Annotated in this window: 8 protein-coding genes and 1 tRNA gene; 4 read left to right on the top strand and 5 right to left on the bottom strand. The window is 56.3% G+C overall.

What is annotated here, in order from left to right:
* Nucleotides 1–10: 10 nt before the first annotated feature.
* On the top strand, nucleotides 11–964 hold the full coding sequence (locus tag SYNC_RS01900) for a cupin (protein WP_011618365.1): 954 nt from the start codon (nucleotides 11–13) through the stop codon (nucleotides 962–964).
* 147 nt (nucleotides 965–1,111) lie between these two features.
* Here SYNC_RS01900 and psaB read toward each other — a convergent pair whose 3' ends face one another.
* Nucleotides 1,112–3,328, bottom strand: coding sequence for a photosystem I core protein PsaB (gene psaB / locus SYNC_RS01895; RefSeq protein ID WP_011618364.1), 2,217 nt, complete (start codon nucleotides 3,326–3,328; stop codon nucleotides 1,112–1,114).
* A 21-nt stretch (nucleotides 3,329–3,349) separates the two neighbouring features.
* Complete coding sequence (gene psaA / locus SYNC_RS01890; RefSeq protein ID WP_011618363.1) at nucleotides 3,350–5,653, bottom strand: photosystem I core protein PsaA; 2,304 nt, start codon at nucleotides 5,651–5,653, stop codon at nucleotides 3,350–3,352.
* Nucleotides 5,654–6,034: 381 nt separating this feature from the next.
* Here psaA and SYNC_RS01885 point away from each other — a divergent pair, with 381 nt between their 5' ends.
* Together SYNC_RS01885 and cobJ are read left to right on the top strand one after the other, a co-directional pair.
* Entirely contained in the window at nucleotides 6,035–7,504 is a 1,470-nt protein-coding gene (locus SYNC_RS01885; RefSeq protein WP_237699248.1) for a hypothetical protein, read from the top strand.
* On the top strand, nucleotides 7,501–9,381 hold the full coding sequence (gene cobJ / locus SYNC_RS01880) for a precorrin-3B C(17)-methyltransferase (protein WP_083756058.1): 1,881 nt from the start codon (nucleotides 7,501–7,503) through the stop codon (nucleotides 9,379–9,381). The genes SYNC_RS01885 and cobJ overlap by 4 nt, the downstream gene beginning before the upstream one ends.
* A gap of 15 nt (nucleotides 9,382–9,396) precedes the next feature.
* Here the strand turns inward: cobJ and SYNC_RS01875 are convergent.
* A tRNA-Pro gene (locus SYNC_RS01875) sits at nucleotides 9,397–9,470 on the bottom strand.
* Nucleotides 9,471–9,497: 27 nt separating this feature from the next.
* Here SYNC_RS01875 and lipA point away from each other — a divergent pair.
* On the top strand, nucleotides 9,498–10,367 hold the full coding sequence (lipA, locus tag SYNC_RS01870) for a lipoyl synthase (RefSeq protein ID WP_041426858.1): 870 nt from the start codon (nucleotides 9,498–9,500) through the stop codon (nucleotides 10,365–10,367).
* A gap of 45 nt (nucleotides 10,368–10,412) precedes the next feature.
* On the opposite strand, the gene SYNC_RS01865 is transcribed toward lipA, so the two are convergent.
* Both SYNC_RS01865 and gltB read right to left on the bottom strand, forming a co-directional pair.
* Nucleotides 10,413–10,721, bottom strand: coding sequence for a YciI family protein (locus SYNC_RS01865; RefSeq protein ID WP_011618359.1), 309 nt, complete (start codon nucleotides 10,719–10,721; stop codon nucleotides 10,413–10,415).
* A gap of 15 nt (nucleotides 10,722–10,736) precedes the next feature.
* Entirely contained in the window at nucleotides 10,737–15,335 is a 4,599-nt protein-coding gene (gltB, locus tag SYNC_RS01860; protein WP_041426316.1) for a glutamate synthase large subunit, read from the bottom strand.
* Nucleotides 15,336–15,349 lie beyond the last annotated feature (14 nt).

Below are 15,349 nucleotides of genomic sequence, written 5' to 3'. Positions count from 1 at the left end.
TCGATAAGGTATGCGTCTCGTTGAGGTCAACACCCTGTTAGCTCCCGCTTTGCATCAGGCCTCATCTGAGCAAGCCCATTTTTTTGATTACCGCTCCGCTGCGAACCCTCAACAGAGTGGGCTGATCAATGCAATTCCCTATCGGTCGTTTTCGCCAGATTTTTTCGATCAATCCGGTTGCGATGTACTTCCTCTAGATCTGAGTGAAATGCTTGGCTGCTCTGGTCCAGCCACCGGTCCTTCTCTTTGTGCGAATTTTGTTCGCCTCGACCGTGGTCAACAACGCACCAGTGCTGTTGCGACCAGTCAGCTGTTTTTCATCACGAATGGAGAAGGGGAAACGCAAGCCTGCGGGCGAACATTTCAATGGTCAAAGGGAGACATCTTGGTGCTGCCTGCGGGTGGCGACGCAATTCACAGCAGCATCGAAAAAGCAGGACTTTATTGGGTGCATGATGCACCGCTCCTGCGTTATCTCGGCGTCGAGCCAGCACAAGCTCGCTTTGAGCCGAGCTTTTACAGCCATCAGGACAGCAAACGACATCTTGATGCGATTGCAAAAAGCCCCAACGGTGCTCGTGCCAACCGTGTCAGCGTTTTGCTGGGCAACAGCAATTTTCCACAAACGCGAACGATCACCCATACGCTCTGGGCCATGCTCGGAATCTTGCCTGCTGGCCAGATACAACGACCCCATCGCCACCAATCGATCGCACTCGATTTCGCGGTTGATTGCCAACCCGGCTGCTACACGATGATCGGCACAGAGCTGGATGCGAAGGGGATGATTATCAATGGGCATCGTGAAGATTGGGCCCCGGGAGCGGCCTTCGTGACACCCCCCGGTTACTGGCATTCTCACCACAATGAATCCGGAGCTGATGCCTACGTGCTGCCGATTCAAGATGCAGGCCTTCATACCTATCTACGCACTCTGGACATCGCCTTCAGTGGCGGGAATTAAACGAAGACGTCCCCTAACAGCAGCGGACATCGCCAACACAGAAGAGATAGCGCTGAACAATCCATCCACATAAAAAACCCGCCCGGAATACCGGACGGGTGAATCTCTGAGAAACGCTTCGTTAATCAGGCAGAGGTTGGGACTAAGTCATCCGAACTTGCCAGAAGTGGAGGCGATCAAGAAGGCTCCGTACGTGAGCACATAACCAACCGTGAAGTGAGCAAGACCAACAACACGTGCCTGAACGATGGAGAGAGCCACAGGCTTGTCACGCCAGCCCATCATGTTGGCGATAGGACTGCGTTCGTGAGCCCAAACGATGGTCTCAATGAGCTCCTGCCAGTAACCGCGCCAGGAAATCAGGAACATGAAGCCGGTAGCCCAAACCAGATGACCAAACAGGAACATCCAAGACCAGACGGCCAGGTTGTTGCTGCCAAATGGGTTGTATCCATTGATCAGCTGTGAGCTGTTCAGCCAGAGGTAGTCACGGAACCAACCCATCAGATAGGTGCTGGATTCGTTGAACTGAGCCACGTTGCCTTGCCAAATCGCAAGGTGCTTCCAATGCCAGTAGAAGGTGACCCAACCCACTGTGTTCAAAGCCCAGAAGACAGCGAGATAGAACGCGTCCCAGGCAGAGATGTCACAGGTGCCGCCACGGCCAGGACCGTCGCAGGGGAAGGAGTAGCCAAAGTCCTTCTTGTCAGGCATCAACTTGGAGCCACGTGCGTCCAGAGCACCCTTCACAAGGATCAGGGTGGTGGTGTGGAGACCTAGAGCAATGGCGTGGTGAACAAGGAAGTCACCAGGACCAATTGGTAGGAACAAGTCATTGCTGCCACGAACACCATTAATGGCATCCATCCAACCGCCCATGTAGGCAGCGTTGGCATTGGCAGCAGCGCCACCAGCGTTCGCTAGGAGAACATCGAAGCCGTAAATCGCCTTACCGGAAGCAGCCTGGACGAACTGTGCAAAGACAGGCTCAACCAAGATCTGCTTTTCAGGGGTTCCAAAGGCCACAACCACGTCGTTATGGACGTAGAGGCCAAGGGTATGGAAGCCAAGGAAAAGGGAGACCCAGCTCAAGTGGCTGATGATGGCTTCTTTGTGCTCGAGCATCCGACCCAGGACGTTGTCCTTATTGGCTTCGGGGTCGTAGTCACGAATAAAGAAGATCGCACCGTGAGCAAAGGCACCGCACATCAAGGCGATGGCGATGTACTGGTGATGGGTGTAGAGGGCAGCCTGGGTCGTGTAGTCCTTCGCGATGAAGGCATACGACGGCATGGCGTACATGTGCTGTGCCACCAGGCTGGTGATCACGCCCAAAGAGGCGAGAGCAAGACCAAGCTGGAAGTGCAGGCTGTTGTTGATGGTGTCGTAGAGACCTTTATGGCCAGCACCCAGGTCGCCGGGGGTACCGGTTGGTGGGTTGTGAGCTTCAAGGATCTCGCGGATCGAGTGACCGATACCGAAGTTCGTCCGATACATATGACCAGCGATCACGAAGATCACGCCAATGGCCAAATGATGGTGAGCGATATCTGTTAGCCAGAGGGCTTCGGTCTGAGGGTGGAAGCCACCGAGGAAGGTCAGGATTGCAGTGCCCGATCCTTCAGCGGTACCAAAAATCTGACCTGTGGTGTCAGGATTTTGGGCATAAACGCCCCAATTGCCGGTGAAGAATGGACCCAGACCTGCTGGGTGAGGCATCACGCTGAGGAAGTTGTCCCAACCAACGTGCTGACCGCGGGACTCAGGGATAGCCACGTGAACCAGGTGACCGGTCCAAGCGATTGAGCTGAATCCAAACAGGACTGCAAGGTGATGGTTCAGGCGGGATTCCGCGTTTTTGAACCAAGCAAGGGAGGGACGGAACTTGGGCTGCAAATGCAGCCAACCAGCGAACAGAGCCCAAGCTGACAGGATCATCATGAAGATGGATCCCTGATACAGCTCGGCATTCGTGGTCATGCCGATGGTGTAAAACCAGTGATAAAGGCCTGAATAGGCAATATTCACTGGGGAGGATGCACCCGCTTGAGTGAAGGCATCAATTGCGCCTTGACCAAAGTGGGGATCCCAAATTGCATGAGCGATTGGGCGGACGTGCAGTGGGTCGGAGACCCACTGTTCGAAGTTGCCCTGCCAGGCGATATGGAACAGGTTTCCCGAAACCCAAAGGCCGATGATCGCGAGATGCCCGAAATGGGTGGAGAAGAGCTTTTGGTAAAGCTTCTCCTCCGTCATTCCGTCATGGCTCTCGAAGTCGTGAGCCGTGGCGATCCCGTACCAAATGCGGCGGGTTGTCGGGTCCTGTGCCAGACCCTGGCTAAACGAAGGAAATTTCGTTGCCATTAGAGGGAAAGGTCAGTGAGGTCAGCCGACCACAAGGATGTGGGCGTGGAAGAAGGCCCATGTGGTCGCGATGCCGCCCAAGAGGTAATGAGCGACACCCACGGCACGGCCCTGGGTGATTGAAAGTGCACGAGGCTGGATGGCAGGTGCAACCTTCAGCTTGTTATGAGCCCAAACAATGGACTCAATAAGCTCTTGCCAGTAGCCGCGGCCACTAAACAAGAACATCAAACTGAAGGCCCAGACAAAGTGAGCACCAAGGAACATCAGGCCATAGGCACTGGTGTTTGAGCCATAGCTGTTGATCACCTGAGCGGCCTGGGCCCACAGGAAGTCACGCAGCCAGCCGTTGATGGTGATTGCACTGTTGGCAAAATTGCCATTTGTGATGTGCTGAACACTTCCATCAGCATTGACGGTTCCCCAAACATCGCTCTGCATCTTCCAGCTGAAGTGGAAGATCACGACGGACAGGGAGTTGTACATCCAGAACAGACCAAGGAATACGTGGTCCCAAGCAGACACCTGACAGGTGCCACCACGGCCTGGGCCGTCGCATGGGAAACGGAAGCCCAAGTTTGCTTTGTCTGGAACGAGGCGGGAGCTGCGGGCATAAAGCACGCCCTTCAGAAGAATCAGCACAGTCACATGAATTGTGAATGCGTGAATGTGGTGCACCATGAAATCAGCGGTTCCGAGAGGAATCGCTGCTGCTGCAACCTTGCCTCCAACAGCAATCGTGGAGCCGTTAAACACCTCACTCACACCAGCAAGTGCGTTGGGAGCGGTGCTTCCTGCGGCTCCTGCATGGATGCCCTGAATCCACTGCGCAAAGACCGGCTGAATCGAAATCGCCGAATCGCTGAACATGTCTTGGGGACGACCCAGAGCACGCATCGTGTCGTTGTGGACATAAAGGCCGAAGCTATGAGCTCCAAGCCAAATGCAAACCCAGTTCAGGTGGCTGATGATCGCATCGCGCGCTTTGAGCACACGATCGAGCACGTTGTCCACATGTTTTGCAGGGTCGTAATCGCGAATCATGGCGATGGCTGCGTGAGCAGCAGCGCCAACGATTAGGAAGCCACCGATCCACATGTGATGGGTGAACAGTCCAATCTGAGTGGGGTAGTCAATCGCCATGTATGGATACGGAGGCATCGCATACATGTGCTGGGCCACGATGATGCTCAGAGAGCCGAGCATGGCCAGATTGACGCCCAACTGAGCATGCCAAGAGGTAGTCATGAACTCAAAGAGTCCGTCGTGCCCCTTGGTTGCAGGGAAGAGAAGAGGATCACCCTTCTGACCTTCGAGGATCTCCTTGATGGAGTGCCCAATGCCCCAGTTCGTGCGGTACATGTGACCAGCCACGATGAACAACACCGCGATGGCTAAGTGGTGATGAGCGATATCGCTCATCCACATGCTGCCGGTGACTGGATTAATTCCACCTTTAAAGGTCAGGAAGTCGCTGTAGGCAGCCCAATCACCAGAGAAAAAGGCACCAATACCGGCACCAAATCCTGGATAGAGCTGAGCGATCAAATCCTGATTAAAGAATTCGTGTGGCAGTGGAATGTCTGCGACAGAAGCGATGGTTTTGCCATTGAGCACCAGCGGTTGGCCGGCGTCGATGGCATCCATCAACTTGGTAGTCGGCAGAGACACATGCAGAAGGTGGCCGGTCCAAGAGAGTGAGCCGAGACCAAGCAAACCTGCCAAGTGGTGGTTGAGCATGGACTCAACGTTCTGGAACCACTCGAGCTTGGGAGCTGCCTTGTGATAGTGGAAAACACCGGCATTGAGCATCAGGCCTGCCATCACCAGAGCGCCGATGGCAAGCGACATCAGCTGGGTCTCATTGGTGATTCCCCATGCACGCCAGACGTGAAAGAGGCCAGAGGTGATCTGGATGCCTTGGAATCCGGCACCCATGTCGCCATTGAGAATCTCCTGGCCAAACACGGGCCACACCACCTGAGCACTTGGCTTCACGTGGGTGGGATCGGCGAGCCAGCCGGAGAAGTTGGAGAAGCGGGCTCCGTGGAAGAAGGCGCCGCTTAGCCAGATGAAGATCACGGCCAAATGGCCGAAGTGAGCACTAAAGATCTTCCGAGAAACCTCTTCAAGGTCACTCGTGTGACTATCGAAATCGTGAGCGTTGGCGTGGAGGTTCCAGACCCAGGTTGTGGTCTTGGGGCCTTTCGCGAGAGCTCGGTCGAAATGTCCGGGCTTGCCGAACAATTCAAAGGTTGCTGGATTGTCAACCTTTTCGACTTGGCTCTTCGCGGTGCTCCCACGCTCTGGTGGGCTAATGGTCATCGAGTCGTTCCTCGAGGGACGGGATCGAGGTGGAGGGCCACCCCTCCGGAGAACCGGACAGTTCGCCGGGGCCCCGGCCATAGCCCGAAGGCTTTAGCCGGGCGCCAGCTCAGACCAGGAAAACCCTGACCGTCACTGGTGCTTTGGGCCCCAAAGAGGGGACCGCTGATTTGAGCATAGAGTCATGAGAGGGCCTAAACCATCATCGAGTTACAAAGGTTCAATCCGTCGGCGAACCAGTCTGCAACTGGAGTCTGGTTTGCAGGTGGTGTCAGCGAGAACCTCCCAATCAAGACAAAAAACTATCAACAACCCGCTTATTTTCTTTCTCTAATTAATACTCAGTCAGCGCCCTAGACCTGAGAAGTGGAGCCATTCAGAATGGCGGTACATCCTCTCCGCTCCATGGATAAATCGGGCCGGCGACACGCAAGCATCCGATGGTTCGCAGCACTCTTCGCACTGATACTCCTATGTGGCCTGGGACAACCCGTGCTGGCCATTCCGTCGTTGCCTTGGGCCAATCAGCCCAACTCCGGGTCCGCTCCTAATCAAGGCAAGAATCTTCCTACCCAAAACCCATCAGGCCGTATTCGAGAAGTGGAGCCACCTGGTGCAGTTCAGCAGCTTCATCAAGCCTTAGCCAAGCATCATCCCCGGCTCTCGCTCATCAGTCCCTTGGATGGGAGCCAGCTCAAGGGCGGCCCACTCAATCTGGAATTGAAAATCGAGGATTGGCCCCTCGCTAACGACCGCGAACTCGGGCTCGGAGCCCACGTCGCGATTCAAATTGATGACCAAGCACCCATCCGTTTAAGTGAACAAAACGGAAACCGAGTAACGATTGAACTCCCTGCCTTGAGTCCGGGGAGCCACAGGTTCACGGCCTATGCGGCCTATCCCTGGGGAGAAGCCGTCAAAACTCCTGGTGCCAGCTTGCATTGGTCTGTAGATCAGCTGCGGCCCCTGATGGGTACGCAGCCAAAACGCGATGCCCCTTGGCTGGCGGTGGTGAGTCCGGCTGAGCTTGGAGGTGATAGTCCTTTGTTGCTCGATTGGTTGGTATGGAACGCTCCCCTTCAAAACCTCAGAGCTGGAGATGCTCGCTGGCGCCTACGCATCACCGTTAACGAAGACAGCTTTGTGGTGGACCAGCAGGATGCCCTCTGGCTCCAGGGAATCGACAACCGCAAAGGAATCAACACCGTTCAAATGGAGTTGCTGAATGGGATTGGTGAATCGCTCGAACCAATGTTCAACAACCAATTGAGAGAGGTCCCTGAGCTAAAGAACCCAAAACCGATCTGGTTGCAATCCACCCTTAACGACACGGAACTCGCCCGTTTGCTGGGTGAAACCAAGCCTGAAGACCCGAGCGCAACTCAAGAGTTCGGGCTTAAAAAAGACATCCTTGAAGCGGAAGACGCCGAAAAGGCAGCGTCAAAGAAGCAGGACTTCAAGGAAGAGCCCTTAAAAGAAAAGGCCATGCAAGAAGGGGCTTTGGATGAAAAAACCATGAGTGAACAAGACAAGGATGAAAAGGCTCTGGACAAAGCAGTTTTGGGAGAAGAACTCGCTGAGCCAGAGGATTTGAAGACAAACGCCACGAGAAAGACATCATTCCAAGAAGAAGCATTGCCAGAAAAGGGAGTGAACACAGCTGAGGGAACCATTTCAAAAGCAGGGCCTTCTGCGGAACCCTCGCCTGAATCCAGCAAGCCCGTCCCCCCTGAAACCCCACCCCCATCAAGGACGCCGATCATCAGCAAGGAACCGGAAAGAATTTCTCCAACCAGCACCCTGGGAGGATCAGCCCGTGAGCTATTGAACCCCGATGGCACCCAGCGTTGACCTCCGAAACTCCTGCCCTGAAAGACTCCTCTCCTTCGACCTCTGCCGGGCGATTGGCCCTAGGGCTGTCCTCAAGGGCCTGGCCGTTGTTGCAAAGACTTCAGCAATCTGGCCTCACTGATCAACTGGCGCTCACACCTGGAGCAGCCGCCGGTATTGCTGACCGAGACGGAACGTGTTTGGTGAACTCGGCTGCGCTGTTGATCCAGCAGTACTGGCAAGAGGGGGGAGTCCTGATGGTGATCGGAGCTACGGGTGCCGTCACCCGTTTAATTGCTCCACTCTTGACCGACAAAAAAAGAGACCCTGCAGTCCTGGTGCTCGATGCAGAGGGGCAAAGAGTGATCCCATTGCTCGGCGGTCACCAAGCTGGTGCCGAACAATTGAGCCGGGAGGTCGCCGCCGCGCTTGGAGGGGAAGCGGTTCTGAGCGGAGATAGTGCTGTTTCGGGCCGGCTTGCAACCGATGCGTTCGGACATGCTTGGGGATGGAAACGCGGTGGAACAAGCGCCAACTGGACCGAACTGATGAAGGCCCAGGCGCGAGGAGAAGCGACCCGTCTCATCCAAACGATGGGGAGCAAGCTGTGGCAAAGCAGTTCAGCGGCTCAAGCCAGCCATCTTCTAGGCCTTGATGCCGAGGCAGACAGTGCAATCCAAACGCTGGAGATCAGCACAACCATGCCCCATGCGGGGGCCTGCACATGGCACCCAGCACTGCTTTGGCTTGGGATTGGCTGCGAGCGCGACACAAGCTTGAACCTTGTCCAGCGCGCCGTAAGGAGCGCCCTCGAAGAAGCGGGACTGGCAGAGGACGCCGTTGCAGGCATCAGCAGCATCGATCGCAAGGGCGATGAACGGGCACTCCAAGAACTCGCACAGCTTCATCATTGGCCCTTCCGTTTGCACACAGCAACAGCATTAGATGGTGTACCGGTGCCAACCCCATCCAAGGTGGTTGCGGCAGAAATGGGAACCGGATCGGTTGCAGAAGCCGCTGCATTACTGAGTGCCGGAGACAAAGGACAGCTCAAGCTGCACAAGCGGATCACCCACGCAAACGACGATGAACGCGGCGCCGTCACCGTGGCGATTGCCGAGAGCATGGAGGCACATTCACCTCAACAGGGCGAACTCCATCTCATCGGCAGTGGTCCAGGTGATTTAGGCCTTCTCACTCCTGAAGCCCGCAGTGCCCTAGAGCGCTGTCCTGCCTGGGTTGGATATGGGCTCTACCTCGACTTACTGGAACCGCTGCGCCGTCCGGATCAAATCCGGCTGGATGGGCAACTCACCATGGAAAGGGACCGCTGCCAGCAGGCTCTGAGTCTTGCTCGCCAAGGTGTTCGCGTGGCGTTGGTGTCGTCTGGCGACAGCGGGATTTACGGAATGGCAGGACTCGCGCTTGAGCTCTGGTTGGACCTGCCAGAAGACGAGCGACCTCGCTTTGCCGTGCACCCAGGAATCTCTGCACTGCAGCTTGCAGCGGCAAAAGCCGGTGCACCACTCATGCATGACTTCTGCACCGTGAGCTTGAGCGATCGCCTCACCCCATGGGAGGTGATTGAACGACGACTAGAAGGAGCTGCCAAGGGTGATTTCGTCGTTGCGCTCTACAACCCCCGATCTAAAGGACGTGATTGGCAGCTGCAACGTGCCAAGGAAATCCTTCTAACTGAACGCCCTGCCTCCACACCTGTTGTCATGGCAAGGCAATTAGGTCGACAAGAGGAACACGTGTCGTTCTGTCGGCTCGACAGCTTGCCCGTAGACAGCATTGACATGCTGACCGTACTGGTCATCGGCAACAGCAGCAGCAGGCTGGAAGGGGGCCGAATGGTGACTCCGCGCGGCTATCCAGGCGCAGAACTCAGTTGAGCGCAACTCATAGAGTCGGGATGACAGGATTCGAACCTGCGGCCCCTTCGTCCCGAACGAAGTGCGCTACCAAGCTGCGCTACATCCCGATGAGGCGACTTTAAAAGATGACGTCCATTCAGAAACCTGACTGGTTGCGCGTCAAAGCCCCCCAGCGCGAGCGCATTGGCGAGGTGGCCGACCTGCTGCTGGACCTCAAGTTGAACACCGTTTGCCAGGAGGCAAGCTGCCCGAATATCGGCGAATGCTTTGCCGGAGGGACCGCGACGTTCCTGATCATGGGGCCCGGATGCACCCGCGCCTGTCCCTACTGCGATATCGACTTCGACAAGAGCGTCCGCGCCCTTGATCCAACAGAACCCCAACGGCTCGGGGAGGCGGTATCCCGGCTTGGGCTTAAACACGTCGTGATCACATCAGTGAACCGTGACGACCTAGAGGACGGAGGGGCGTCTCAGTTCGTGGCCTGCATCGAGCAGGTGAAGCAACACTCGCCGCTCACCACGATTGAGCTGCTCATTCCCGATTTCTGTGGCAATTGGGATGCGCTAGCCACGGTGATGGAGGCATCACCCCATGTGCTCAATCACAACATTGAAACGGTGCCGCGGCTGTATCGCCAAGCGCGTCCACAGGGGGTTTACGAACGCTCCCTTGAACTTCTCAAACGGGTTCGCGATGGCTGGTCTCGGGCTTACAGCAAGTCGGGACTGATGGTGGGTCTCGGCGAAAGCGACTCAGAAGTGATCGAGGTGCTTCGCGATCTAAGAGAGCACCGAGTTGACATCGTCACCATTGGCCAATACCTATCTCCAGGCCCCAAACACCTGCGGGTGGACCGGTTCGTCACTCCGGAGCAGTTCGAGAGCTACCGCCTCAAGGGCGAACAAGAACTTGGATTTCTCCAAGTGGTCAGCACTCCGCTTACGCGCAGCAGTTACCACGCAGGGGAAGTGCAGAAACTAATGACCATTCATCCTCGCTGAACACACTCCAGCTCAATACCAAGAGCAGGAGTCACCAGGCCTGAACTAAGCCTGAAGACTTCCCTCCACCGGCTTCCATTCGTGCAGCGTCCAATCCACCAGATTTCTAGAAATCATTGGATCGGCAGCAATGAACGCTTTGGCTGCCTCGAAGCTTTCGGCCTCGAAGACCAATAAGCCACCCCCACCTGGCTTGTGTTGATCATCCACAAGGAAACCGCTGGCCATGGCAAGCCCTGCGCGCCGCTGAGCTTCAACCCAACGGCGGTGGTCATTGCAATGAATGCGACGCTCCTCAGCTGATAACGATGTCATCGCATCGGTGAATGTTTCCTGCTTGATGAACCAGGGCATAGCGAAGAGGAGGTCTCAGGCGGCCACGACCTCACGTGCTTCAAGCCCCATCGCAGCACGCTCACTTGGGGGCACCAACAACTTGAACGACGACTTGGCGTTCGTCCAATCCGCAAGCAAAGCCTTGGCCTTCTCACTGGAGGTGGTGCTCACATGAGCCTCAAGCAGTGATTTCAGCAAGGACTCCTGTTGTGGGGTGGTGATGCCGACCACCTCGACGATTTCAGGATTCACGCGGGCCTTTACACCTCCCGCCTCATCCAATAAGAACGCCACACCCCCGGTCATACCGGCACCCACATTGCGACCGGTGCCTCCCAGTACCACAATCACGCCTCCGGTCATGTACTCGCAGCAGTGGTCTCCTGCTCCCTCCACCACGGCACGGGCTCCGCTGTTGCGAACGCCAAAGCGTTCTCCAGCCCGACCATTTGCAAAAAGCTCACCTCCAGTGGCTCCGTAAAGACAGGTGTTGCCAAGAATCACCTGATCGCCGGGATTCGCCACACCATCATCCGGGACAAGACTGATCCGGCCACTGTTCATTCCTTTGCCGACGTAATCGTTGGCTTCTCCCTCCAAGCGCATCGTCATGCCCTGCACAAGGAATGCCGCAAAGCTTTGGCCGGCGGCTCCGCGAAAGTTCAGATTCAGCTGACCTTTAAAGCCACGATTCCCATGGCGCTGAGCAATTTCTCCCGCGAACCGTGCACCAACACTGCGATCGGTGTTGACGATCTCGATCGTGCGGCTAAGTGAGCCATGGTTCTCGACAGCATCCATGAAATCGGCATCAGCAAGGAGATGATCTTCAAGGATCGGACCGTTTCCATGGGCTTCACTGCTGTGCTTGAGCCAGGAGCGGTCGTTGGCGTCTCCGACTGGAGCTAACAAGCTGGAGAGATCGACACATTTGGTCTTCTCAAGCTCAACTGAACGCGGCTGGAGAAGATCGCTGCGTCCAATCAAATCTTCCAGACGAGCGACTCCCAAAACACTCATCAATTGACGAACCTCTTCCGCTACGTACCAGAAGAAATTCACCACATGTTCGGGCACACCGGTGAAGCGTTTGCGAAGGGCTGCTTTCTGGGTAGCCACACCGACTGGGCAGTTATTGGTGTGACAAACGCGGGCCATGATGCAGCCCTCAGCAATCATCGCAACGGACCCAAAGCCATATTCTTCGGCCCCGAGAAGGGCCGCGACCACAACATCCCAGCCGGTCTTGAGACCGCCATCGGCTCGGAGCAAGACGCGATCACGCAATCCGTTCTCCAGCAAAGACCGATGCACTTCGGTCAGGCCCAGCTCCCAGGGACTGCCAGCGTGCTTGATCGAGCTCAGCGGTGAGGCACCCGTGCCGCCATCGTGACCAGAAATCTGGATCACATCGGCATTGGCCTTCGCCACACCAGCCGCGATCGTCCCGATCCCAATTTCAGCAACCAACTTCACACTGACAGGGGCTTTGGGATGCACCTGGTGCAAATCGTGGATGAGTTGAGCCAGATCTTCAATGGAATAGATGTCGTGGTGGGGCGGCGGCGAAATCAACGCCACTCCAGCCTTGCTGTTACGCAGCCCAGCGATGTACTCATCCACCTTTGGCCCAGGCAGTTGACCGCCTTCACCAGGCTTAGCCCCCTGAGCCACCTTGATCTCAAGTTGCTTACCGCTGCGCAAATACTCCGCTGTCACCCCAAACCGACCCGAGGCAATCTGCTTAATCGCTGAGCAGGCAGTGTCGCCATTTCTCAGCCCACCGATGCTGGGGAACGACGATGATCGCCCGTCTCCATCCACATCCTTAAGAATCTGAAAACGAATCGGATCCTCACCACCCTCTCCGCTATTGCTCTTTCCACCAATACGGTTCATGGCGACGGCCAATACCTCATGGGCTTCTCTTGAGAGCGCTCCCAAACTCATGCCACCAGTACAGAAGCGAGTGCACAGGCTTTCGGCACTCTCCACCTGATCCAGCGGCAATGGCGTCGCCGCCAGCTTGAACTCCAGCAAATCGCGAAGAGCGGTGACTGGCCTGTTTTCCAGCAGGGTTTTGTAAGTGGAGAAATGGTCGTAACCAGGACCAGCTTTGACTGCACTGTGGAGAGCCTTCGACATCTCAGGGCTGTTGAGGTGATACTCACCGCCCGTGCGGTATTGCACAAAACCCATGAACTCAAGCTTGCTCCGATTCAGCTCAGGGAAAGCTTTGGCATGCAATGAGAGCGTTTCATTCGCGAGCTCTAGAAGGGTCATCCCAGCGACTCGGCTGGTCGTCCCCGCGAAAGCCTTTTGAATCACATCGGCACCTAGCCCGATGGCCTCAAAAATTTGTGCACCGTGATAGCTCGCCAGGAGCGAAATACCGATTTTGGAGAGGATCTTGCGGAGCCCGTTCTCAAGGGATAAGCGCACATTCGCCTGGGCCTTATTGGCATCCAAAGGTTGCAACTTGCCTTGTTCGATCCGCTTCTGGGTCTTGGGATGAGCGAGCCAATGGCGCGTCGTCTCCCAGGTGAGCCATGGACAAACAGCACTGGCGCCGTAACCAATCAGACAAGCCATGTGGTGGGTGCTCCAGCACTGGGCTGTCTCCGAAACCAGCGAACAGTGGAGTCTCAACTTCTGGCGCAACAGGTGGTGATGCACCGCTCCCACCGCCAATAGAGCCGGCATCGCCACAGTGGTGGCCATCAGTTCCGCAGGCTGTTCCTCAGCATTCACCCGGTCCGACAGCACCAAAACCTGAGCGCCTTTGCGAACCGCATCTTCCGCTTTCAAGCAGAGGGCATCGACGGCCGACTGCAGCCCACCGGCACAGGCTTCAACAGCAACCTGGGTAGAGAGGGATCGCACCGCTAGCCCTTGGTCTGACAGAGCACTGAGCTCCGCCTCATTGAGCACTGGAGTGTCGAGGTGAATCAATGCTGCGGCCGCGGCCTGAGGCTTCACAGCAGGCCGCCTCTGCCCCAAGTGCATCTCCAAACTCATCACCAATTTTTCTCTCAGCGGATCAATCGGTGGATTGGTGACTTGCGCAAATCGCTGTTTGAAATAGTCGTAGAGAAGATGGGGCTTGTCGGAGAGCACCGCTAAGGGGATGTCATCACCCATGCAATAGGTGGGCTCTTTGCCAAGACCTGCCATGTCCTCGATCACAAGGTCAAGATCTTCTGCTGTGAAGCCCATCGCTGTCTGCAAGCGCAGCAAATCAAGCTCACTGATTTGGCAATCCTGCGTCCAAGGCTGTGCAGAAACCGAGCGGCGATGCTGCTTCAACCAATCGCCATAGGGAAAACGTTGGGCCGCATCTTCCTTCACCGCCCAATTGGTCAACAGCTCTCCGCGCTCAAGATCTACGGCCACCATCTGACCTGGGCCTAAGCGCCCTTTTTCAACGACAGTCTTTCCGCTGAGATCCACCACTCCGGTCTCGGAGCCCATGATCACGAACCCATCAGCCGTTGTGCACCAACGCGCAGGTCTGAGCCCATTGCGATCCAAGGTCGCGCCCACGCGCTTCCCATCGGCAAACACCAACAACGCTGGGCCATCCCATGGCTCTTGAATCCCGGCATTGAATTCATACATCGCCGTGACATCAGGACGGCTTTCAAGATCAGGCTGATTGCGGAATGCTTCCGGAACCAAAGTGATCAAGCTGTCGGTGATTGAGCGGCCACTGCGCACCATCAGCTCGAGCGTGGCATCGAGATTGGCCGAGTCGCTGAAATCGGGATTCACAACCGGTATCAAGTCGGCTGCAGCGTCACCCCACACGTCTTCCAGGCCAGCTTCTGATGCCTTAGCCCAGTTGAGATTGCCCAACAAAGTATTGATTTCACCGTTGTGACCCAAGAGGCGCATCGGCTGAGCCAACGGCCAGCGAGGAAGCGTATTCGTGCTGAAACGGCGGTGATAGACCGCAAAACTCACAGCAAAGCGAGGGTCACGCAAATCGGCGTAGTACTGGGCGAGAACCTCGGAGCGGACCATTCCCTTGTAGACAACGGTTCGACCACTCAGGGACGCGACATAAAATTCCCGCGCGCCCTCGGCTCCAAATTCCTTGCGAACCCTGGCTCCAACGCGACGTCGCAGGCGCAACAGCAGGGATTCGAGAGCATCGGCATCAACATCTCTCTGGACTAACCACTGTTGAATGACGGGTGCCGTCTCACGCGCAAGCGGGCCAAGCACCGCTGAGTCGATTGGAACCTCACGCCATCCAATAGACATCAGACCAAGGGATTGTGCCTCTTGATCACAAAATCGCTGAACTTCGGCACGGAGACTGGGATCTTTGGGCAGAAACATCATGCCGAGACCGTTGCCATTCGCGGCTTCTGGCCAAATCGCTCTTAAGTAGTCCCAGGGGATTTCGCACAAAACTCCTGCTCCATCTCCGGAGTCCCCATCACCACCACAGCCACCCCTGTGCTCCATGCACCCCAAACCACGAAGGGCCTGCTGCAGCACCCAGTAACTGCGCTCACCCTGAAGCTGTGCCAGAAAACCAACACCACATGCGTCCTTCTCCCCGGCAACCGCAGCAGGTGCACTGCTGTCGCAATAGGGCCAATCGGAACCGGTGAGTTGGGTCATAACCTGCAGTCGAG

This window comes from Synechococcus sp. CC9311, from assembly GCF_000014585.1.
Taxonomy (GTDB): domain Bacteria; phylum Cyanobacteriota; class Cyanobacteriia; order PCC-6307; family Cyanobiaceae; genus Synechococcus_C.
The sequence above is the reverse complement of the archived record's forward strand: the minus strand, read 5'-3'. Positions and strand labels throughout refer to the sequence as shown.

Bases quoted from the DNA above. Each gene is read 5' to 3' on its own strand.
- psaA (WP_011618363.1), bottom strand. From the start codon at position 5,653: ATGACCATTAGCCCACCAGAGCGTGGGAGCACCGCGAAGAGCCAAGTC.
- psaB (WP_011618364.1), bottom strand. From the start codon at position 3,328: ATGGCAACGAAATTTCCTTCGTTTAGCCAGGGTCTGGCACAGGACCCG.
- SYNC_RS01900 (WP_011618365.1), top strand. From the start codon at position 11: ATGCGTCTCGTTGAGGTCAACACCCTGTTAGCTCCCGCTTTGCATCAG.
- gltB (WP_041426316.1), bottom strand. From the start codon at position 15,335: ATGACCCAACTCACCGGTTCCGATTGGCCCTATTGCGACAGCAGTGCA.
- SYNC_RS01865 (WP_011618359.1), bottom strand. From the start codon at position 10,721: ATGCCCTGGTTCATCAAGCAGGAAACATTCACCGATGCGATGACATCG.
- SYNC_RS01885 (WP_237699248.1), top strand. From the start codon at position 6,035: ATGGCGGTACATCCTCTCCGCTCCATGGATAAATCGGGCCGGCGACAC.